Source organism: Usitatibacter rugosus (assembly GCF_013003965.1).
Lineage (GTDB): Bacteria > Pseudomonadota > Gammaproteobacteria > Burkholderiales > Usitatibacteraceae > Usitatibacter > Usitatibacter rugosus.
The window spans coordinates 2,549,400-2,570,119 of the sequence record NZ_CP053069.1 but is presented as its reverse complement, the minus strand read 5'-3'; the positions used below and the strand labels follow the sequence as shown (position 1 = coordinate 2,570,119).

Below are 20,720 nucleotides of genomic sequence, written 5' to 3'. Positions count from 1 at the left end.
CGTCGTTACTGGCCGCTTATATAGTGCTCGAGCTGCTCGATGGTGAAATCCTGGTCCGCGATGATATCGCCCACGATGTCGCGGATCGAGACCATCCCGATCACGCGCCCCTGGTCCACCACGGGGAGGTGGCGGATGTTCTTCTCGGTCATGAGCGCCATGCACTCGCGGCAGTGCGTGCGCGGGCTCACGACGACGACGCTGGAGGTCATGATCTCCTCGACGCGCGTCGTGTCCGACGAGCGGCCGTTGAGGATCACCTTTCGCGTGTAGTCGCGTTCCGAGAAGATGCCGGCGAGCCGATCGCCGACCATCACGATCGCCGCGCCGATGTTCTCGCGCGCGAGGACCTTGATGGCGTCGAGGACGGAGTCCTCGGGCTTCACGGCGACGACACGGGTGGGTTTGGCCTTCAGGAGCTCCGAGACGGTCTTCATCGCCAGTCCTCCTTCGCGAAGAATGCCACTGCGGCATTACATATTGGGGTAGTTGGGACCCCCGCCGCCTTCGGGCGCGATCCAGACGATGTTCTGGGTCGGGTCCTTGATATCGCAGGTCTTGCAGTGCACGCAGTTCTGGGCGTTGATCTGCAGCCGGGGCTCGCTGCCTTCCCGAACGATCTCGTAGACCCCTGCAGGACAGTAGCGCGTCTCGGGCGCGTCGTAAACCGCAAGATTCACGACGATCGGGACGGCGGGATCCTTGAGGGTGAGGTGGGCGGGCTGGTCCTCTTCGTGGTTGGTATTCGACACGAAGACCGAGGAGAGCCGGTCGAAGGTGAGGACCCCGTCGGGCTTGGGATACGCGATGGGCGCCACGTCCGTCTTGGGTTTGAGCGTCTCGTTGTCGGCGTGGGCATGGGCGAGCGTCCACGGCGCCTTGCCGCGGAAGAGCATCTGGTCCACGCCCACCAGGAAGGCGCCGGTGTAGAGGCCCTTCGACATGAACGGCTTGAAGTTGCGGGCGCGGTGCAGCTCCTCGTGCAGCCAGCTCTTCTCGAACGCGGCCGGGTAGGCGGAGAGCTCGTCGGCGGAGCGGCCGGCGCCCAGCGCTTCGAACGCGGCATCCGCGGCGAGCATTCCGGATTTGATCGCGGCATGGCTGCCCTTGATGCGCGAGGCGTTGAGGAAGCCCGCGTCGTCGCCCACGAGCACGCCGCCCGGGAACGTGAGCTTCGGCAGCGACTGCAAGCCGCCCGCGGTGATGGCCCGCGCGCCGTACGACAGGCGCCGGCCGCCCGCGAAGAAATCGCGGATCGCGGGGTGTGTCTTGTAGCGCTGGAATTCCTCGAACGGGTGCAGGTACGGGTTGCTGTACCCGAGCCCCACCACGAAGCCCACCGCGACCTGCCGGTTGTCCAGGTGATAGAGGAACGAGCCGCCGTAGGTCTCGCTATCGAGCGGCCAGCCCGCGGTGTGGACCACCAGCCCCGGCACGTGTTTCTCGGGCGCGACTTCCCACAGCTCCTTCAGGCCGATGCCGTAGACCTGCGGCCCGCGGCCCTCGCGCAATTTGAAGCGCGCTTCGAGCTGCCGGCCGAGGTGGCCCCGGCAACCCTCGGCGAAGACGGTGTACTTGGCGAGCAGCTCCATGCCGGGTGCGTAGCGCGCGGTCTTCTCGCCGTTCTTGCCGATGCCCATGTCGCCGGTCGCGATGCCGCGCACCTTGCCGTCCTCGGTGTAGAGGACTTCCTGGGCCGCGAAGCCCGGATACACGTCGACGCCCAGCGCTTCGGCCTGCTGGCCCAGCCAGCGCACGAGCGTGCCGAGGCTCGCGGTGTAGTAGCCGTGGTTGGTGAAGCATCCGGGCAGCGCGAAGCCGGGCACCTGGAACGAGCCCGTCTCGGTGAGGAAGAGGAAGCGGTCCTCGGTGACGGGTTGGGTGAGGGGTGCTCCGCGCTCCTTCCAGTCCGGGAAGAGCTCGGCCAGGCCGCGCGGGTCGATGACGGCGCCCGAGAGGATGTGGGCTCCGACCTCGCCGCCCTTCTCGACGACGCAGACGTTCACCTCGCGGCTGTTCTGCTGTGCGAGTTGCTTCAAACGGATCGCCGTGGCGAGGCCCGCGGGGCCTGCGCCGACGACGACGACATCGAACTCCATCGATTCGCGTTCGCTCATTTTCAAAAGATTAATGCAAAAGGCGTCCTCCGCAGATAAACACAGATAAACGCCGATGAAAAAATCTTGGGTTTATCGGCGTTTATCTGTGTTTATCTGCGGAGGACGCCTTTCGCCTTAGGGTTCCGAGTTCACAAGTGCGCGAGCCTCGAGAATGACGTCCGAGGCCGTGAGGCCGACGGGACCCACGCCCCGCGCGACGCACGCATCGGCGGCGGCGCCGTGGAGGCAGACCGCGAAGGCGAGGGCGCGCGGGGCGTCGAGCCCCTGGCAGAGCATCGCGCCGATCATCCCCGCGAGCGCATCTCCCGTGCCGCCCGAAGCGAGGCCGGGGTTGCCGGTCGTGTTGATCGCGTACGTTCCATCGGGATGGGCCACGATGCTGCCCGCGCCTTTCAGGACGACGTGCGCGTTGAACTCTTCCGCCATGCGAAGCGCGCTCGCGATGCGGTCGGCCTGGATCGCCTTCGTGTCGGTGTTGAGCAGGCGTGCGGCCTCACCCGGATGGGGCGTGAGGATCGTCGCGGCTTTGCGGGCCTTGAGCGGTTTGCGGTGCGCGGCGTTCTTCGCGAGATCGTTGAGGGAGTCCGCATCGAGGACGATCGGCTTCTCGAAAGCGATCGCGGTGGCGAGGGCGGGGCTCGATCCGCTTCCCGGTCCGGCCACCAGCGCATCGGCGTCGAGGACGTCCGCGGGCTTGCGCAACATCAGCTCGGGAGCCTCGGGGTCGAAGGCCGGTGCGCGCTCGTCGTAGAGGCCGACCAGCACCTTGCCCGCGCCTGTGCGCAGCGCCGCGCGTCCCGCGAGGATCGCCGCGCCCGTCATGCCCGCCGCGCCGCCCAAAATTCCGAGCGTTCCATGGCTGCCCTTGTGCGCGTTCGCGCGGCGCGGCTCGAGCCACGCGCGGACCGCTTCCCATTCGAGGAGCATGCCGCGCGACTCGCCCAGCTCGGCGCCGAGGTCGAGGTCGTCCAGGTGCACGACGCCGGAATGCTCGACGCCATCGCCGGTGAAGAGGCCCGGCTTCATCGCGATGAAGGTGAGCGTGTCGTCGGCGCGCACGGCGGCCCCGCGTGCCACACCCGTGTCGGCATCGATGCCGCTCGCTATGTCGAGCGCCAGCACGCGCGCGCCGGACGCATTGATGCGCTCGATCGCCGCGGCGATCGCACCCTCGGGCACGCGCGTCGATCCGATGCCGAGCACGCCATCGATCACCAGCGAAGGACGCACACTCGCGGGCCATTCGCGAACGACTGTGCCGCCGCCGGCGCCGTAAGCCGCCTTCGCCGCGACGGCTTCGGATGCGCGGGGCGCAGTGCCCATCACGTCGAATACGGTCACGCGGTGGAAGGACTGCGCCAGATGCTGCGCGGCAACCCATGCGTCGCCACCGTTGTTGCCCGGCCCGGCGACGATGACGATCGGCCCGCCGCGCTCACCGGCGATCGAGGCGGCGAGCACGGCGCTCGCGCGGCCGGCGCGTTCCATCAGGGGAGGTGAAGCGTCGCGGAAGCGTTGCTCGACGACGCGCAGCTCGGCGTTGTTGAGGAGCGCTGGGGCGCTCACGGGGCGATCGCGGCGAGCGGTGTGTCGCGAACGGTGGGGCGGGCGGCGGCGGCCACGCCGGGAATGATCACGGTGTCGCGCGCCTCGGGCAGGGTCTCGGGGAAGTCGCGGCTGAAGTGCAGGCCGCGGCTTTCCTTCCGGGCCAGCGCCGAGCGCACGATGAGCTCGGCCGTCGTGACGAGGTTGCGAAGCTCCAGCAAGTCGTTCGAGACGCGGAAGCTCGAGTAGAACTCGTCGATTTCCTCCTGCAGCAGCTGGATGCGGTGGCGCGCGCGCTCGAGGCGCTTGGTGGTGCGGACGATGCCCACGTAGTTCCACATGAAGCGCCGCAGCTCTTCCCACGTGTGGGCGATGATCACTTCCTCGTCGGCGTCGGTGACGCGGCTTTCGTCCCAGTCGGGCAGCTTCGGCACGGGCGAGGGGCCCTGGCCGAGGATGTGCCGGGTGGCGGCCTCGGCGAACACGAGGCATTCGAGGAGCGAATTCGAGGCGAGGCGGTTGGCGCCATGCAGGCCGCTGCTCGCCACTTCACCCAGCGCGTAGAGGCCGGGCAGCGTCGCGCAGCCGTGGAGGTCGGCCACGAGGCCGCCGCACGTGTAGTGGGCCGCGGGCACGACGGGAATCGGGTCCTTCGTGATGTCGATGCCGAACTCGAGGCAGCGCTCGTAGATCGTCGGGAAATGGTGGCGGATGAACTCCGGCCCCTTGTGCGTGATGTCGAGATACACGCAATCCAGGCCCAGGCGCTTCAGCTCGAAGTCGATGGCGCGGGCAACGATGTCGCGCGGCGCGAGCTCGGCCCGCGGGTCATGGCGCGGCATGAAGCGCTCGCCGTCCGGGAGCCGCAGGATCCCGCCTTCGCCCCGCACCGCCTCGCTGATCAGGAACGACTTGGCGTGCGGATGGTAGAGGCAGGTCGGGTGGAACTGGATGAACTCCATGTTCGCCACGGCGCAGCCGGCCCTCCAGCCCATGGCCACGCCGTCGCCCGTGGCCGTGTCGGGGTTCGTCGTATAGAGATAGACCTTGCCGGCACCCCCGGTGGCCAGGATGGTCTGGCGCGCCGCGATGGTCTTCACGCGGCCGGCGTCCTTGTCCAGGACGTAGGCACCCCAGACGCGGTCTTCGCCACCGCGGCCGAGCTTCCGGTTGGTGATGAGGTCGATCGCGATGTGGTGCTGCAGGACCTCGATGTTGGGATGGCTCTTCACCTGGCCCACGAGGGTCTTCTGCACCGCCCGGCCGGTGGCATCGGCGGCGTGGACGATCCGGCGGTGGCTGTGGCCGCCTTCCTGGGTCAGGTGCAGGCCGTCCTGGGTGCCGTCTTCGCGGGTGAAGGGAACCCCTTGGGCCATCAGCCACTCCACTGACTGCCGGCCACGCTCGACCACGAAGCGCACCGCATCGTCGTGGCAGAGGCCCGCCCCGGCGACATGGGTGTCCCGAACGTGGCTTTCGACCGAGTCGGTGCTGTCCAGGACGGCGGCGATGCCCCCCTGGGCCCAGGCGGAGGCGCCGTCCAGGAGCTCTTGCTTGGTCACCAGGGCCACGCGCCGGGTCGGGGCGAGCCGAAGGGCGGCGGAGAGTCCGGCCAGGCCGCTGCCAATGATCAAAACGTCGTAGTCAGCCACGGAAAGGTTGGACCGGGAGATGGAAAGACCTTGCAACGCGTGGAACTATTTGCAACCAGCCCGCTCTATGAGCCATGCTCCATGCGCGATGACGGCAAGGGAATGAAAAACCTGACGTTTATACTACCGCAAGCGGCCACCCGGCCTTTCGTGGGTGATGTCGCTGCGCATGCCCTTACGGGTGGCGCAACTTCCACCCCGACGAGAACAACACAGGCTCCAGCCCGGATGAGCGATCGTGAAATCGACCAGCAACTGGTCGAAAAAGCCCAGCGTGGCGACAAGCGGGCTTTCGAGCTGCTGGTGATCAAGTACCAGCGCAAGCTCGAGCGGCTGCTCTCCCGCGTGATCCGCGACCCCGGCGAGATCGAGGACGTCGCCCAGGAAGCCTTCATCAAGGCCTACCGGGCCCTGCCGAACTTCCGCGGCGACAGCGCCTTCTACACGTGGCTCTACCGCATCGGCATCAACACGGCCAAGAACCACCTCATCGCGCTGGGCCGCCGCGCGCCGACCTCCACGGAGTACCACTCCGACGAGGCGGAAGGCTTCGAAGATGCCTCGGGTTTGCGAGACATCAATACGCCTGAAAGCGAGTTGGCTACAAAGCAAATCGCGCAGACGGTGAACGATGCGATCGAAGCCCTGCCAGAGGAGCTGCGCACCGCGATCACGCTTCGCGAGATCGACGGCCTCTCGTACGAGGAGATCGCACAGATCATGAATTGCCCGATCGGGACGGTCCGGTCGCGCATCTTCCGGGCAAGGGAAGCAGTGGCCGAGAGGCTTCGCCCGCAGCTGGGCACGAGCAAGGATCAACGCTGGTAGCGGCACGCAAGCGCAACACAAAACAACCATAACCAGAATACGCAGCAGGGCGGCAACTCATGCAGGACAGGAGCAGCACATGAACCAGGAAATTTCGTCGCTGATGGACGGTGAGCTCGATACCCACGCGAGCGCCAAGGCCATCGGTGATTGTTGTGCAACCCCCGAAGGCAAGCAGGCCTGGGATACCTATCACCTCATCGGCGACGCGATGCGCGGCAAGGACTGCCGCCCGTTCGACGTCTCGGCGCGAGTGATGGGAGCCCTGGCGCAGGAGCCAACGGTTCTCGCACCCCGCGCTTCCAGCGCATCTCGCAGCCGCACGTCCACCTTCGGGCGGATCGCGCTCGCGGCCGCAGCCTCGGTGGCCACCATCGGCGTCGTCGGCTGGATCGGCACCCAGGGCATGACGGGCCGCGCGCCCGAGGGCATGGCGAAGAACGAGGCCGGCGTCACCATGCAGGCCAACGTTCCGACGCTGCAGGCCAGCACGCCCGTTTCGCAGATCCGCCCGGCGGAGCCTGCCTATGCCGCCATCGAGGTGACCGACTACCTCGCCGCGCACCGCCAGATGCCGTCTCCGGACCAATACCGTACGGTTGCCAGCCGCACCATCGTGCCGGCTCGATGATGCGCGTCACCCAAGCATGGCTTCCCGCGCTCGCCTTCGGCGCGGCGGCGGGAGCCCAGGCCGCGCCCCAGGATGACCCGCTCGCATGGCTGCAACGTGCCGCCAATGCTTCGCGCACGTCCGCCTACTCGGGCACCTTCGTCCACACCAACGGCGAGCGCACCTCCACGGTCCGCATCGCCCACGCGATCATCGATGGCGTGGAGCAGGAAAGGGTGGAGCCCCTGGAAGGCCAGCCCCACGAGATCGTCCGGCGCGGCGAAGACATGATCTGCTACATGCCCGAGCAGAAGACCATGCGGCTGGACAAGCGCGTCTCCGCCCGGTTCTTCCCCTCGATCTTCCGCGGGCCGCCCGAGGCCCTCGCCGAGAACTACACGCTCAAGCTCGGCAACCAGGAACGCATGCTGGGCCTGGATTGCCAGTGGATCCGCCTCGATCCGAAGGATGCGCTCCGCTACGCGCAGCGCCTCTGCGTCGAGGTCACCACGGGCCTGCTCCTGCGCGCGCGCACGCTGAACGAGCGCAAGCAGGTGATCGAGCAGTGGACTTTCACCGACCTGAAGATGGGCTCGCAAGTCGCCCGCAGCGACGTGAAGCCCACGCTGCAGTCGCGCGTGAAGAGCTGGACCACCGATGCCCAGCCTCGCGACGAGGCCAAGGGCGTGGACACCGGCTGGGAGGTGACGAACCTGCCCGCCGGCTATCGCAAGATTGGTGAAATGCGCAGGACGATGCCGGGCCGCCAGCTGCCCGTCTCGCAGATCGTCCTCTCGGACGGCCTCGCGACCATCAGCGTCTTCGTGGAGCCCGCCGGCATGCCCGCGCGCCCCGCGGAAGCCGCGAGCGAGGAGGGCACCACGAGCTTCTTCGTGCGTCCCGCGGGCGACAATGTCGTCACGGTCCTGGGCGAGGTTCCCATCGCCGCCGCGCAGCAGGTCGGCCGGAGCGTCTCGCGCCGTCCTTGAACCCTTTACACTCGTCACCATCTACAACAATTAGAAGCAGTACTTTCCCTCACCATCGGGTGTCGCTCTGCAGGGGCGCCCGCTGAAAAGGATTCCCACATGACACAACGATTGAATACCCTCGCGGTCGGCGTTGCCGTCGCGCTGGGCATCGCCGGCGCCGGCGCGCTCACTTTCTCGCACAACCCGTCCGCCAATGCCCAGGCGCAGGCTCCGGCCGTGCCCGTGCAACTGGCCCAGGCACCGATCACCACGCCCTCGGGCGCGCAGCTGCAGGTGCTGCCCGACTTCGCGGACCTGGTGGACAAGTACGGTCCCGCGGTCGTCAACATCAACACCACCACGCGCAAGGCGCAGGCCGCGCTGAACGTGCCGGGGCTCTCCGAGGACGATCCGTTCTACGAGTTCTTCCGCCGCTTCATGCCGCCGGAAGGCCGTGGCGCTCCCGAAGGGCGCGGAGCGCCCAAGGGCGAAGGCAAGTCGGCCCCGGAACAGCGCCGTGGTCCCGCGCGCCCGCTGGGCCTCGGCTCCGGCTTCGTTATTTCGCAAGATGGCTACATCGTCACCAATGCGCACGTGGTGGAGAATGCGGACGAGATCACCGTTCGCTTCACCGACAAGCGCGAGCTGAAGGCCAAGGTCATCGGCGCCGACAAGCGCAGCGACGTCGCCGTGATCAAGGTCGAGGCCACGGGCCTGCCGGTCGTGAAGATCGGCAACTCCACCAAGGCCCGCGTGGGCGAATGGGTCATCGCGATCGGTTCGCCGTTCGGCTTCTCCAACACGGTGACCGCCGGCATCATCAGCGCCACCAGCCGCGAGAACCTCTCGGATCCGAACATGGACGCGGTGCCGTTCATCCAGACGGACGTGGCCGTGAACCCGGGCAACTCCGGCGGCCCGTTGCTGAACCTGAAGGGCGAGGTGATCGGCATCAACTCGCAGATCTTCTCGCGCACGGGCAGCTTCGCCGGCATCTCGTTCTCCATCCCCATCGACTTCGCGATGAACGTCGCGAACCAGCTCCAGGCGGGGGGACGCGTGACGCGCGGGCGCATCGGCGTGTCGATCCAGACCGTCACCAAGGACATCGCCGAGTCGCTCAACCTGCCGAAGGCGCAGGGTGCCGTCATCGGGCGCATCGAGGATGACTCCCCGGCCGGCAAGGCGGGCCTGCAGGCGGGCGACGTGGTGCTCAAGATCGACGGCAAGACGATCGACGGCTCCCCGGACCTCTCGCGCTACGTGCGCCAGGTGAAGCCGGGCAGCAAGATCAACGTGCAGGTCTGGCGCGAAGGCAAGATGAAGGACGTTGCCGTCACCGTAGGCGAGCTGAAGGAAGAGGGCGAGACCACCAAGGTCGCCTCCGCCAAGGCCAAATCCGAGGTGAAGACCACCAAGCTGGGCGTGGCCGTGACCGAGATGAAGGACGACGTGAGGAAGAAGCTCAAGGTCACGGGCGGCGTCGAGGTCGAGGCCGTGGATGGCTCGGCGCTCGCCGCCGGCATCCAGCCGGGCGACGTGATCCTGCGAGTGAACAACGTCGCGATCACCAACGTGAAGTCCTTCAACGACGCCATCGCCAAGCTCGACGCGAAGAAGCCGGTCACCCTCGTGGTGGCCGACGAGAGCGGCACGCGCGTCGTGCCCTTCCGCCCGGACGAAGGTTGAAACCAAAGCTGACGGTACTCTCCCGCGAGTATTGCCACCTTTGCCAGGACATGATCTCGGCCCTGCAGCAGTTGCAGGGCCGATTTTCTTTCGATGTGGACGTCGTGGACGTCGACAGCCGCCCCGAGCTCGAGGAGAAGTGGGGCGACAAGGTCCCGGTCCTGCTGGATGGCGAGATCGAGATCTGCCACTACCATCTCGACGTCCCGGCTTTGGATGCGCGGCTGGCCCGAATGAAGTAGAATGTTGCACCGCAAAAAGGCCACGTTTCTGTGGCCTTTGTTCGTTGTCACGGGCCTTTTGCGCGTCTACAAGGGCAATTCCGGCTTCATGGACCACATTCGCAACTTTTCCATCATCGCGCACATCGACCACGGGAAATCCACGCTGGCCGACCGCATCATCGAGCGCACCGGCGGCCTCTCCTCGCGGGAGATGGAATCGCAGGTGCTGGACTCCATGGACCTCGAGCGCGAGCGCGGCATCACCATCAAGGCGCAGACCGCGGCCCTTTCGTACAAGGCGCGCGACGGCAAGACCTATCGCCTGAACCTGATCGACACCCCCGGCCACGTGGACTTCTCCTACGAAGTCTCGCGCTCGCTCTCCGCCTGCGAAGGCGCGCTGCTGGTCGTGGATGCCTCCCAGGGCGTCGAGGCCCAGACGGTCGCCAACTGCTACACCGCCACCGAGCTCGGCGTGGACGTGGTGCCGGTCCTGAACAAGATCGACCTCCCGTCGGCCCAGCCCGACCGCGTGATCCAGGAGATCGAGGAAGTGATCGGGATCGACGCCACCGACGCCGTCTTCTGCAGCGCCAAGACGGGCGAGGGCGTGGACGACGTGATCGAGGCCGTGATCGCGCGCATCCCGCCGCCCAAGGGCGACCCCACGGGCCCGCTGAAGGCCCTGATCATCGATTCCTGGTTCGACAACTACGTGGGCGTGGTGATCCTCGTTCGCGTGAAGGACGGTGTCCTCAAGCCCAAGGACAACATCCTGTTGATGGCCACGGGGGCCAAGCACCTCGTGGAGCAGGTCGGTGTGTTCACGCCGAAGTCGCTGCAACGCGAAAGTCTCGGCGCGGGCGAGGTGGGCTTCATCATTGCCGGCATCAAGGAGCTGAAGGACGCGAAGGTGGGCGACACCGTCACCACCGTCGAGCGCCCGGCCGTCGAGCCGCTGCCCGGCTTCAAGGAGATCCAGCCGCAGGTGTTCGCGGGCCTCTATCCGGTGGAGTCGAACCGCTACGAGGCGCTGCGCGACGCGCTGCAGAAGCTGCAACTCAACGATTCGTCGCTCCGCTACGAGCCCGAGACCTCGCAGGCGCTGGGCTTCGGCTTCCGCTGCGGCTTCCTCGGCCTGCTGCACATGGACATCGTGCAGGAGCGCCTCGAGCGCGAGTACGACATGGAGCTGATCACCACGGCTCCGACGGTGATCTACCAGCTGGCGCTCCGCGACGGCACCGTGATCGACATCGACAATCCGTCCAAGCTGCCCGACGCGTCGAAGATCGAGGAGATCCGCGAGCCCATCATCCGCGCCACGATCATCATGCCCAACGAGTACGTGGGCCCGGTGATCACGCTCTGCGAGATCAAGCGCGGCACCCAGGTGAACATGCAATACGCGGGGCGGCAGGTGATCCTCACGTACGACATGCCGTTGAACGAGATCGTGATGGATTTCTTCGACAAGCTGAAGAGCAACTCGCGCGGCTACGCGTCGCTCGACTACGAATTCCGCGAGTTCCGCGCCGGCGACCTCGTGAAGCTGGACATCCTGATCAACGGGGACAAGGTCGATGCCCTGTCGCTGATCGTGCACCGCGAGACCGCCAAGTACCGCGGCCGCGAGCTCGCTTCGCGCATGCGCACGCTGATCCCCCGCCAGATGTTCGACGTGGCGGTGCAAGCGGCCATCGGCTCGGACGTGGTGGCGCGAGAGAACATCAAGGCCCTGCGCAAGAACGTGCTCGCCAAGTGCTACGGCGGCGACATCTCGCGCAAGCGGAAGCTCCTGGAGAAGCAGAAGGCCGGCAAGAAGCGCATGAAGCAGGTCGGCAACGTCGAGATCCCGCAGGAGGCGTTCCTCGCCATCCTGCAGGTCGAATCCAAGTAGGAGACGGAATGCAGCAAGGCGGACTGGACTGGGAAATGATCGCGATGGTGGCCGCGGCGCTGTCGTTCGCGCTGATCGGCTGGGATTTCGTCACCACGCGCGGCGGCGTGCTTCGCTCGGAAGCGAGGAAGGGCCTGCTCGAGGTCGCCTGGCCGGTGCTCTTCATCGCGCTGATGGGCCTCATGCTCAAGTTCACCGACTTCGCCGCCGTGCTGCTGATGGCCGCGGTCCTGACGGGCCTGATCTGGCTCTACGACGCGAGGTTCGCCCGGCCGCGCCGCAGCTCCGGCACCGCCGAGCCGATCGTGGTCGACATGGCGCGCGCCTTCTTCCCCGTGATCATCGTGGTGTTCCTGATCCGCTCGTTCTGGGTCGAGCCTTTCAAGATCCCTTCGGGCTCGATGAAGCCGACGCTCCTCGTGGGCGACTTCATCCTCGTGAACAAGTACACCTACGGCATCCGCCTGCCGGTCATCAACAAGAAGATCGTCGAGATCAACCCGGTCGATCGCGGCGACGTCGTCGTGTTCCGCTACCCGGTCGATCCTTCGGTGGACTACATCAAGCGTGTCGTGGGCATTCCCGGCGACGTGGTGGAGTTCCGCAACAAGCGCCTCGCAATCAACGGATCCCCGGTCGCGGTGCAGGCCTCGGGCTTCTACACCGACGCCGAGGTGAACTACACGCGCCTGCCGCAATTCATCGAGAAGCTGGGCAACCGCAACCACCGCATGATGGTCGTGCCGTCGCAGCCCGTGGTGGACCTGGCGCAGGTCCGTCAATTCCAATACCGCGACAATTGCGAATACAATGACGAAGGATTCCGCTGCACGGTCCCGCCGGGTCACTACTTCATGATGGGTGACAACCGAGACCAGAGCAGCGACAGCCGATACTGGGGCTTCGTCCCCGACGACCACATCAAGGGCAGGGCATTTCTGGTGTGGATGAATTTCGGCGACCTGAAGCGCATCGGCAACGGCATCGAATAGGATTCGGGGAGGATCCAAGATGAGGAATCAACGCGGCATCACCTTGATGGGCGCCATCGGGGGCATGGTCGTCATTGGCTTCGTCGGCCTCTTCGCAGCGAAGCTGCTGCCGAGCTACATCGAATACTTCGCCGTGAAGAAGATCTTCGCCTCCATGGAGCAGGCGGGTGACTTCAAGGGCAGCGTGCGCGAGATCCGCAACTCCTTCGACAAGCGCAACTCGATCGAGGGCGCGCAAGCCGTCAAGGGCGACGACCTCGAGGTCACGAAGGAAGGCGGCGAAGCCGTCGTCACCGCCGCGTGGTCGGTGAAGGTGCCGATGATCTACAACTTCTCGGCGTGCCTCGACTTCGTCGCGACCAGCGCCAAGTAGAGTCGTCCGGCGCCCTGGCGCCGGAGGGCCTGACGCGCCTCGAGGAAGCCCTCGGCCACCGCTTCGCCGACCCGGCGCATGCCGCTCGCGCGCTCACCCACCGCAGCTTCGGAACGCCGCATAACGAGCGCCTGGAGTTCCTCGGTGATTCGTTGCTGAACTGCGCGGTCGCAACGCTTCTCTACGAACGGTTCCCGAAGCATCCCGAAGGCGATCTCTCGCGCCTTCGCGCCCAGTTGGTGAAGCAGGCGACGCTCTTCGAGGCGGCCCAGCGCATGGGCCTGGGCGAGTGGCTGCGTTTGGGCGAAGGCGAGCTGAAGAGCGGGGGCTTCAGGCGTCCATCCATCCTCGCCGATGCGCTCGAGGCCGTGCTGGGTGCTGTTTACCTGGATGGCGGGTTCGACGCCGTGCGGGGCGCCGTGGAGCGCCTCCTGGCCGATGCGCTGGACGACGCCGGGCGCCACCCGGTGGACAAGGATCCGAAAACCGCCCTGCAGGAAGCGCTGCAGGGGCGCAAGCTTCCGTTGCCGCGCTACACCGTCCTTACGACGGCGGGCGAGGCCCATGAACAGGTCTTCACCGTGGAGTGCCGAGTGGACGAGTTGAGTGTCACCGTGCAGGGCAGCGGCACCAGCCGCCGGGCCGCCGAGCAGGATGCGGCCGCCAAGGCGCTGGAGCAGCTCGAGGCCGAGCGCGCGAAGAGGCGGGCATGAGCAAGCAGGCCTTCCGCACCGGAACCGTCGCGATCGTGGGCCGGCCCAACGTCGGCAAGTCCACGCTGATGAACCAGCTGGTTGGCGCGCACGTGGCCATCACCTCGCGCAAGGCCCAGACCACGCGCCACCGCATCAACGGGCTGCTCACCAACAGCGACACGCAGTACATCTTCGTCGACACGCCGGGCTTCCAGACGCGCCACACCAATGTGCTGAACAAGCGCATGAACCGCACGGTGCAGCAGGTGCTCTCCGAAGTGGACGTGATCGTGATGGTCGTGGAGGCCTGGGCCCCGGACGAGCGCGACGAGCCCGTCTTCGAGATGCTCCCGGACAAGGTGCCGGTGATCCTCGCGTTGAACAAGGTGGACCGCATCAAGGACAAGGCCAAGTTCGCGCACGTCCTCACCACGTGGGCCGCGCGCCGCGACTGGGCGGCCCTGGTGCCGGTGAGCGCGGAGAAGGGCACGGCGACGAAGGCGCTGCTCTACGAGATCCGCAAGCTCCTGCCCGAAGCCCCGCCGATCTTCGATGCGGATGACATCACGGATCGCTCCGAGCGCTTCCTCGCCGCGGAGCTCGTGCGCGAGCGCGTCTTCCGCCTGCTGGGCGACGAGCTGCCGTATTCGACGGCGGTGGTGATCGAATCCTTCGAGACGGAGCCCTCGCCGCAGAGTCCGGAAGGCTTCCGCCGCATCCACGCCACGATCTTCGTCGACCGCGACGGCCACAAGGCGATCGTCATCGGCGAGAAGGGCGCGTCCCTCAAGCGCATTGGTACCGAGGCACGCCATGCGATGGAAGCGCTCTTCGGCGGCAAGGTGCACCTCGAGATCTGGGTCCGCGTGAAGGGCGGCTGGGCGGACAGCGAGAAGATGCTCCAGCAGTTCGGGTATGAGTGATCGCGGTTACGTCCTGCACTCGTACCCGTACAAGGAAACGAGCCTGATCCTGCAGGTGTTCACCGAGCACCACGGCCGCTTCGGCATGGTGGCCAAGGGTGCGCGCCGGCCCCGGTCGGCGTCGCGCAGCACGCTCGTTCCCTTTCTCCCCCTGGTGTTCGACTGGTTCGGCCGTGGGGAGCTGAAGACCCTGAAGACCGGCGAGGCCGACGGCCCCGCGCTGCCGCTCGCAGGCGCCGCGCTGCTGGCCGCCTTCTATCTCAACGAGCTGCTGCTCAAGCTCACGCATCGCGACGATCCGCACGAAGGCCTCTACGACGCGTACCACACCGCCATCGGCGAGCTGCGCGCGCTGTCCCGCTCGACCGTGAAGCCGCCCGCCGACGCCGTGGAGCCGGTGCTGCGCCGCTTCGAGGTGACGCTGCTGCGCGAAGTGGGCTATGCCCTCGAGCTCACGCGGGAGGCCGGCACCCACGCGCCGATCGTCGCCGAGCGCGATTACCTGTACTACGTCGAGCGCGGAGCCGTCCCGGCGGGCGAGGGGCAGGAGCCGAGAGCGAATGCAGTAAAATTGCGGGGACTGACACTCCATCACCTGGAGCGCGGCGAGCTCTCCGATCCCGTCACCGCGACCCAGGCCAAGCAGCTCATGCGGCTCATCATCCAGCACGTGCTCAACGGCGAGGAATTGTCCACGCGCAATCTCGCGCGCGACCTGCAACGCATGGCCGAGGGAACGACGAAATGATCGAGCTGGGCGTCAACATCGACCACATCGCGACCATCCGCCAGGCGCGGATGACGTACGAGCCGGATCCCGTGTGGGCCGCGGTGGAAGCGCACTTTGGAGGCGCCGACGGCATCACGGTGCACCTGCGCGAGGACCGCCGCCACATCCAGGACGAGGACGTGCGGCGCCTGCGCGAGGCCACCAACATCAAGCTCAACCTCGAGATGGGCGCCACGGACGAGATGGTCGCCATCGCCGAGCGCATCAAGCCCGAGATGGCGATGCTCGTCCCCGAAGGCCGCCAGGAAGTCACGACCGAAGGCGGCCTCGACATCGCATCGCAGGAAAAGCGCATCGCGAAGCAGGTCGCCAAGCTCGCCAAGGCCGGCATCACCGTGAGCGTCTTCATCGACGCGGAGCCGAAGCAGGTGAAGGCGGCCGAGCGCGTGGGGGCCAGGGTCTGCGAGATCCACACCGGCCCCTATGCGCACGCCTTCTACTCGAAGGGGCGCGATGCGGAAAGCCCCGCGGTGGTGAGGGAGCTGGACAAGATCCGCAAGGCCGGAGAGGCGATCCGCAAGGCCGGCATGCGCTTCAACGCCGGCCATGCGCTGAACTACTTCAACGTGCAGCCGGTGGCGGCGCTGCCGGGCATCCGCGAGCTGCACATCGGGCACGCGATCGTCTCGCGCGCCGTGTTCGTCGGCCTGCGTGAAGCGGTGCGCGAGATGAAGGACCTGATGCGGCAGGCAGCGAAATGATTGTCGGCATCGGCACGGACGTGACGTCGATCCCGCGCATCGCCGCGGCGCTCGAGCGCTTCGGCGAGCGCTTCGCCAACCGCATCCTCACGCCCGAGGAGCGGGGCCGCTACCACCGCACCAAGCAGAAGGCGAGCCATCTCGCGAAGCGCTTTGCGGCCAAGGAAGCGTTCGCCAAGGCGATCGGCACCGGCATCCGCAGCCCGTTCACATGGCACAGCGTCACGGTGGCGCGCGACGTGCGCGGCCGCCCGATGCTCCATCCGAGCGAGAAGATGGCGAAGCACCTCGAAGGGATCGGCGTGAAGTCGTCCCACATCTCGTTGACCGACGACGCGGGCGTGGCCGTGGCGTTCGTCGTCCTGGAAGGATAGGCATGCGGCTGGGTCCGGTGATGGTGGATGTGGGCGGCCTCGAGTTGACGACCGACGACATCGAACGCCTCCAGCACCCGCAAGTCGGCGGCGTGATCCTCTTCGCGCGCAACTTCGCGGCGCCGCTGCAGCTGATCCAGCTCGCCCATTCGATCCGCGAGCTCCGCAAGCCCGAGCTGCTGATCGCCGTCGACCACGAAGGCGGGCGCGTGCAGCGCTTCAAGCACGGCTTCACGACGATCCCGGCGATGACGCACCTGGGCAAGCTCTTCGATCGCGATCCTGCCCAAGCCCTCGCGGCCGCGCGCGGCTGCGGATACGTCATGGGCAGCGAATTGCAGGCGCACGGCGTGGACTTCACGTTCGCGCCGGTGCTGGACGTGGACTACGGCGAGTCGAGCGTGATCGGCGACCGCGCGCTGCACTCCGATCCGAACGTGATCGCGGTGCTCGGCGAGGCGTTGCAGGCGGGCTTGCAGGCAGCGGGCATGGCGAGCGTCGGGAAGCACTTCCCCGGCCACGGCTACGTGCGCGCGGATTCGCACCTCGAAGTGCCGGTGGACGACCGCACGATGGCCGAGATCGCCGCCAAGGACCTCGTGCCTTTCCAGCGCCTCGCGCGCTCGGGCATGGGCGGCATGATGCCCGCGCACGTCATCTACCCGAAGGTGGATTCCAAGCCCGCAGGGTTCTCCTCCATCTGGCTGCAGAAGATCCTGCGCGAGAAGCTCGGCTTCGACGGCCTCATCTTCTCCGACGACCTCGGCATGGAAGGCGCCAGCACCGCCGGTGGGATGGTCGCCCGGGCCAACGCCGCGCTCAACGCCGGCTGCGACATGGTGCTCATGTGCAACGACCCGCGGGCCGCGGACTCCATGCTGGAAGGCCTCGAGCGCCGCGTGGTGGCGCCCACGCTCGCGCGGCGCCTGGAGCGCATGCGCGGCCGCGCCATCTCGACGGCGGCGCTGAAATCCAGCGCGAACTACCTCGCGGCCGCGGAGAACCTGGCGCGCATCCGCGCGGTCTGATCCGGGCCGATGGCCACCGAATTCGACAGCGCCGCGTTCCTCGCGGGGCTCCCGTCACTCCCCGGCGTCTACCGCTTCATGAACGCGGGCGGCGAGGTCATCTACGTCGGCAAGGCGAAGGACCTCAAGAAGCGAGTCTCCTCGTACTTCCAGAAGACGCACCCGAGCCCGCGCACCACGCTGATGGTTTCGCAGATCGGCGCCGCCGAATACACGGCCACGCGTACCGAGGCCGAGGCGCTGCTGCTCGAGAACAACGCGATCAAGAGCTCGCAGCCGAAGTTCAACGTCGTCTTCCGCGACGACAAGAGCTACGGCTACGTTCTGATCACGGGACATCAGTTCCCGCAGATCCGCTTCTACCGCGGCGTGCAGCACAAGGGCAACCGCTACTTCGGCCCGTTCCCTTCCGCGTGGTCGGTGCGCGAGACGATCGGCCACCTGCAGAAGATCTTCCTGCTGCGCACCTGCGACGACACGGTCTTCGGCCACCGCTCGCGCCCCTGCCTGCTGCACCAGATCGGGCGCTGCTCGGCGCCGTGCGTCGGCAAGATCGACGCGGAAACGTACAAGCACGACGTTGACCAGGCCGCGCAATTCCTCTCCGGCAAGGACGACGACGTCACGGCCGAGATCACGAAGAAGATGGATGCCGCCGCCGAGGCGCTCGACTACGAGAAGGCCGCCGAGCATCGCGACCGCATCCGCATGCTCCAGCGCGTGCGCTCCGGCCAGGCCGTCGAAACCGCGAAGGCCGGCGACGTGGACATCATCGTCGGCGTCGAGCGCGAGGGCGTGTGGGCCGTGACGCTCGCGATGGTGCGCGGCGGCCGCCACCTGGGCGACCGCACGTTCTTCCCCTCGAACGCCAACGGCCTCAATGCCAACGAGGTGCTCGAGGCCTTCATGGAGCAGCACTACGTCACGCAGCCCGCGCCGGCGAAGATCGTGATCGACCAGCTCGAGGGGCCGACCTCCATGGAAGAGATGCTCACCGAGGCGTCGCAGCGCCCGATCCGCCTCGTCTCGCGGCCGGTGGGCGAGCCGCGCCTGTGGATCGACATGGCGCGCAAGAACGCGAGCCTGGCGCTCATCACGCGCATCGCCGCGCAGGAGACGCAGGAGGCGAGGGCGGTGGCGCTGCAGGAGTTCATGGCCTCCGAGTCGCCCGTCGCGCGCATCGAGTGCTTCGACATCAGCCACACGATGGGCGAGCTGCCCGTGGCCTCGTGCGTGGTCTACGACAAGGGCGGCATGCAGACCTCCGAGTACCGCCGCTACAACGTGAAGGGCGTGGAGCCCGGCGACGACTACGGCGCGATGAAGTACGCGCTCGAGGTCCGCTACCGGCCGCTCGCCGAGGGCGAGGGCAAGGTGCCCGACCTGATCCTCATCGACGGCGGGCGAGGGCAGGTGAACGCCGCGCGCCAGGTGATGACCGAGCTGGGGCTCACGGAGATCCCGATGATGGGTGTCGCCAAGGGTGTCGAGCGCAAGGCCGGGCTCGAAGAGCTGATCTTTCCCGACGAGCAGGAGCCGCGCATCCTGCCCCCGCACCATTTGGCACTGCACCTGATCCAGCAGGTGCGCGACGAGGCGCACCGCTTCGCCATCACGGGCCACCGGGCGAAACGCGGCAAGGCGCGCATCGTGTCCCGGCTGGAGGAGATCGGCTCCGTCGGGCCCAAGCGACGCAAGCAGCTCCTGGCGCACTTCGGCGGATTGCAGGGCGTGATGGCCGCGAGCGTCGACGATCTTGCCCGCGTGGAAGGCATCAGCCGTACACTCGCGGAACGCATCTACAACGAGCTGCACTAAGAAGCGTGTCGAACCGGTTCAACCTCCCCATCCTCCTCACGTGGCTGCGCGTCGCGGCGATTCCCCTCTTCGTGGCCGTCCTCTACTTCCCCGAGGACTGGCTCACCGAGCGCCAGGCGAACGTGATCTCGATGTGGATCTTCATCGCCGCGGCCATCACCGACTGGGCCGACGGCTACCTCGCCCGCAAGTGGAACCAGACCACGTCCTTCGGCGCCTTCCTGGACCCGGTGGCCGACAAGCTCATGGTCGCCGCCGCGATGATCGTGCTCACGGAGAAGGGCTTCGTGGACCCGTTCGCGACGCTGATCATCATCGGCCGCGAGATCACGATCTCGGCCCTGCGGGAATGGATGGCGCAGATCGGCCAGTCGAAGAACGTGGCCGTCAACATCTTCGGCAAGCTGAAGACCATCGCCCAGCTCGTGGCCATCCCGTTCCTGCTCTACAACGGGGTGCTTTTCGGGCTCTTCCACACCAACGGGGTGGGGCGGATCCTCATCTGGATCGCGGCCTTCATCACCCTGTGGTCCATGGTGGTCTACCTCAAGGCCGCCATGGTGCCTCCCAAGGGCGGGAGTTGATCGGAAGTCCCTAAAAAGGTTATAATTTCCCTTCAGTTTTGCGGCAGTAGCTCAGTTGGTAGAGCGCAACCTTGCCAAGGTTGAGGTCGAGAGTTCGAGACTCTTCTGCCGCTCCAGAATTGCACGGGGGAAATCGGGATACCGGTTTCCCCCGTTTTGTTTTCCCCACAACAGAAGAAGAATCATAAAAAATGAAAGCAGTCGCGCGCGCAGTAGCCGTCCTCGTTGTTTCCCTCGCTTCCCTCGCCTCCCTCACCGCAAACGCAGCCACCGTCGTCAGCACCTGGCCCCTCGGCCAGACACCCACCCTCGTCACCAACATCAATGGCCCGGCCAACGCCCAGCAGACCTCGTTCACGGGGTACGTGGCGGGTCCGTACAACTACGTCCTGCTCCCGCTCACCGTCACCCAGACGGGCACCTACACCGCCACCTCGAGCACCACGAACGTCCTGAACACGACCTGGATCCTCAACGGGATCTTCAGCCCGTCGCCCGTCGCGCCGGCCACGCCGCTCGCCAACTTCATCGTCGCGGTCCTTGCGCTGAACACCAACCCCAAGGTGGGCACGTTCACGGGCTTCAACCTGGTGGCCGGGCAGCAATACTCCGTGCTGGTCGCGTTCAACTCGGGCAGCACGCCCGTCGATGTTTCGACCTTCACGATCAACGGGCCGGGCGGCAGCTGCATCACGCTGGGCAGCAGCACCAACTGCTCGCGCGTCCCGACGCTCGACTCCTGGGCGCTGCTCTTGCTGGCCCTGCTGGCGATGGGAGCCGGCATGCTGCACATGCGGCGCAGGCGCTAGGGTTTGGTATAATTTGTCGTCGCGTGTCCTAGCGCGGCACCAGATTCCCCGGGGGAAAACGGTCACACCGGTTTCCCCCGTTTCGCTTCACCGG

21 protein-coding genes and 1 tRNA gene are annotated in these 20,720 nt (G+C 66.7%); 18 read left to right on the top strand and 4 right to left on the bottom strand.

The genetic code is table 11. The annotated features are described in order from the left end of the window. Window positions 1-5: 5 nt before the first annotated feature. The 4 genes from DSM104443_RS12105 to nadB form a co-directional block, all read right to left on the bottom strand. The gene (locus DSM104443_RS12105; protein WP_171092566.1) at window positions 6-437 is read right to left on the bottom strand and encodes a CBS domain-containing protein; all 432 of its coding nucleotides are present in this window, start codon (window positions 435-437) and stop codon (window positions 6-8) included. A gap of 36 nt (window positions 438-473) precedes the next feature. After that, window positions 474-2,117 (bottom strand): electron transfer flavoprotein-ubiquinone oxidoreductase, encoded by a 1,644-nt coding sequence (locus DSM104443_RS12100; RefSeq protein ID WP_212756639.1) that lies wholly within the window; start codon window positions 2,115-2,117, stop codon window positions 474-476. A 117-nt stretch (window positions 2,118-2,234) separates the two neighbouring features. Then, window positions 2,235-3,686 (bottom strand): NAD(P)H-hydrate dehydratase, encoded by a 1,452-nt coding sequence (locus DSM104443_RS12095; protein WP_246232186.1) that lies wholly within the window; start codon window positions 3,684-3,686, stop codon window positions 2,235-2,237. Then, window positions 3,683-5,317, bottom strand: coding sequence for an L-aspartate oxidase (nadB, locus tag DSM104443_RS12090; protein ID WP_171092564.1), 1,635 nt, complete (start codon window positions 5,315-5,317; stop codon window positions 3,683-3,685). Before nadB ends, DSM104443_RS12095 begins: the two co-directional genes overlap by 4 nt. Before the next feature lie 228 nt (window positions 5,318-5,545). Between nadB and rpoE the strand changes: the two genes are divergently transcribed. From rpoE to DSM104443_RS12000, 18 genes are all read left to right on the top strand, one after another. After that, window positions 5,546-6,145: an RNA polymerase sigma factor RpoE gene (gene rpoE / locus DSM104443_RS12085; RefSeq protein WP_171092562.1), complete on the top strand. Its 600-nt coding sequence runs from the start codon at window positions 5,546-5,548 to the stop codon at window positions 6,143-6,145. Between the two features lie 79 nt (window positions 6,146-6,224). Next, window positions 6,225-6,776 (top strand): sigma-E factor negative regulatory protein, encoded by a 552-nt coding sequence (locus DSM104443_RS12080; protein ID WP_171092560.1) that lies wholly within the window; start codon window positions 6,225-6,227, stop codon window positions 6,774-6,776. Continuing rightward, window positions 6,773-7,744 (top strand): MucB/RseB C-terminal domain-containing protein, encoded by a 972-nt coding sequence (locus DSM104443_RS12075; RefSeq protein WP_171092559.1) that lies wholly within the window; start codon window positions 6,773-6,775, stop codon window positions 7,742-7,744. The genes DSM104443_RS12080 and DSM104443_RS12075 overlap by 4 nt, the downstream gene beginning before the upstream one ends. 99 nt (window positions 7,745-7,843) lie before the next feature. Further along, window positions 7,844-9,415, top strand: coding sequence for a Do family serine endopeptidase (locus DSM104443_RS12070; protein WP_171092557.1), 1,572 nt, complete (start codon window positions 7,844-7,846; stop codon window positions 9,413-9,415). 50 nt (window positions 9,416-9,465) lie between these two features. Next, window positions 9,466-9,657: a glutaredoxin family protein gene (locus DSM104443_RS12065; protein WP_212756638.1), complete on the top strand. Its 192-nt coding sequence runs from the start codon at window positions 9,466-9,468 to the stop codon at window positions 9,655-9,657. A gap of 88 nt (window positions 9,658-9,745) precedes the next feature. Beyond that, window positions 9,746-11,539 carry a translation elongation factor 4 gene (lepA, locus tag DSM104443_RS12060; RefSeq protein ID WP_171092553.1) on the top strand — a complete coding sequence of 598 codons (1,794 nt, stop codon included), beginning with the start codon at window positions 9,746-9,748 and terminating at the stop codon, window positions 11,537-11,539. A gap of 182 nt (window positions 11,540-11,721) precedes the next feature. Further along, window positions 11,722-12,531 carry a signal peptidase I gene (gene lepB, locus DSM104443_RS12055; RefSeq protein ID WP_171096447.1) on the top strand — a complete coding sequence of 270 codons (810 nt, stop codon included), beginning with the start codon at window positions 11,722-11,724 and terminating at the stop codon, window positions 12,529-12,531. A gap of 19 nt (window positions 12,532-12,550) precedes the next feature. Continuing rightward, window positions 12,551-12,904: a DUF4845 domain-containing protein gene (locus tag DSM104443_RS12050; protein ID WP_171092550.1), complete on the top strand. Its 354-nt coding sequence runs from the start codon at window positions 12,551-12,553 to the stop codon at window positions 12,902-12,904. Then, the gene (rnc, locus tag DSM104443_RS12045; protein ID WP_246232184.1) at window positions 12,871-13,617 is read left to right on the top strand and encodes a ribonuclease III; all 747 of its coding nucleotides are present in this window, start codon (window positions 12,871-12,873) and stop codon (window positions 13,615-13,617) included. The genes DSM104443_RS12050 and rnc overlap by 34 nt, the downstream gene beginning before the upstream one ends. Then, complete coding sequence (era, locus tag DSM104443_RS12040; RefSeq protein ID WP_171092547.1) at window positions 13,614-14,522, top strand: GTPase Era; 909 nt, start codon at window positions 13,614-13,616, stop codon at window positions 14,520-14,522. The genes rnc and era overlap by 4 nt, the downstream gene beginning before the upstream one ends. Then, on the top strand, window positions 14,515-15,270 hold the full coding sequence (gene recO / locus DSM104443_RS12035; RefSeq protein ID WP_171092545.1) for a DNA repair protein RecO: 756 nt from the start codon (window positions 14,515-14,517) through the stop codon (window positions 15,268-15,270). Before era ends, recO begins: the two co-directional genes overlap by 8 nt. After that, window positions 15,267-16,013 (top strand): pyridoxine 5'-phosphate synthase, encoded by a 747-nt coding sequence (locus tag DSM104443_RS12030; protein ID WP_171092543.1) that lies wholly within the window; start codon window positions 15,267-15,269, stop codon window positions 16,011-16,013. Before recO ends, DSM104443_RS12030 begins: the two co-directional genes overlap by 4 nt. After that, window positions 16,010-16,387 (top strand): holo-ACP synthase, encoded by a 378-nt coding sequence (acpS, locus tag DSM104443_RS12025; protein WP_171092541.1) that lies wholly within the window; start codon window positions 16,010-16,012, stop codon window positions 16,385-16,387. Before DSM104443_RS12030 ends, acpS begins: the two co-directional genes overlap by 4 nt. A gap of 2 nt (window positions 16,388-16,389) precedes the next feature. After that, a complete protein-coding gene (nagZ, locus tag DSM104443_RS12020) occupies window positions 16,390-17,415 on the top strand; it encodes a beta-N-acetylhexosaminidase (RefSeq protein WP_171092539.1) in 1,026 nt (341 codons plus the stop codon). A 9-nt stretch (window positions 17,416-17,424) separates the two neighbouring features. After that, entirely contained in the window at window positions 17,425-19,233 is a 1,809-nt protein-coding gene (gene uvrC, locus DSM104443_RS12015; protein WP_171092536.1) for an excinuclease ABC subunit UvrC, read from the top strand. Between the two features lie 5 nt (window positions 19,234-19,238). Beyond that, window positions 19,239-19,817: a CDP-diacylglycerol--glycerol-3-phosphate 3-phosphatidyltransferase gene (gene pgsA / locus DSM104443_RS12010; protein WP_171092534.1), complete on the top strand. Its 579-nt coding sequence runs from the start codon at window positions 19,239-19,241 to the stop codon at window positions 19,815-19,817. Window positions 19,818-19,857: 40 nt separating this feature from the next. Next, window positions 19,858-19,933 (top strand) — tRNA-Gly (locus tag DSM104443_RS12005). A 75-nt stretch (window positions 19,934-20,008) separates the two neighbouring features. After that, a complete protein-coding gene (locus DSM104443_RS12000; RefSeq protein ID WP_171092532.1) occupies window positions 20,009-20,626 on the top strand; it encodes an IPTL-CTERM sorting domain-containing protein in 618 nt (205 codons plus the stop codon). The last annotated feature ends 94 nt before the right edge of the window (window positions 20,627-20,720 follow it).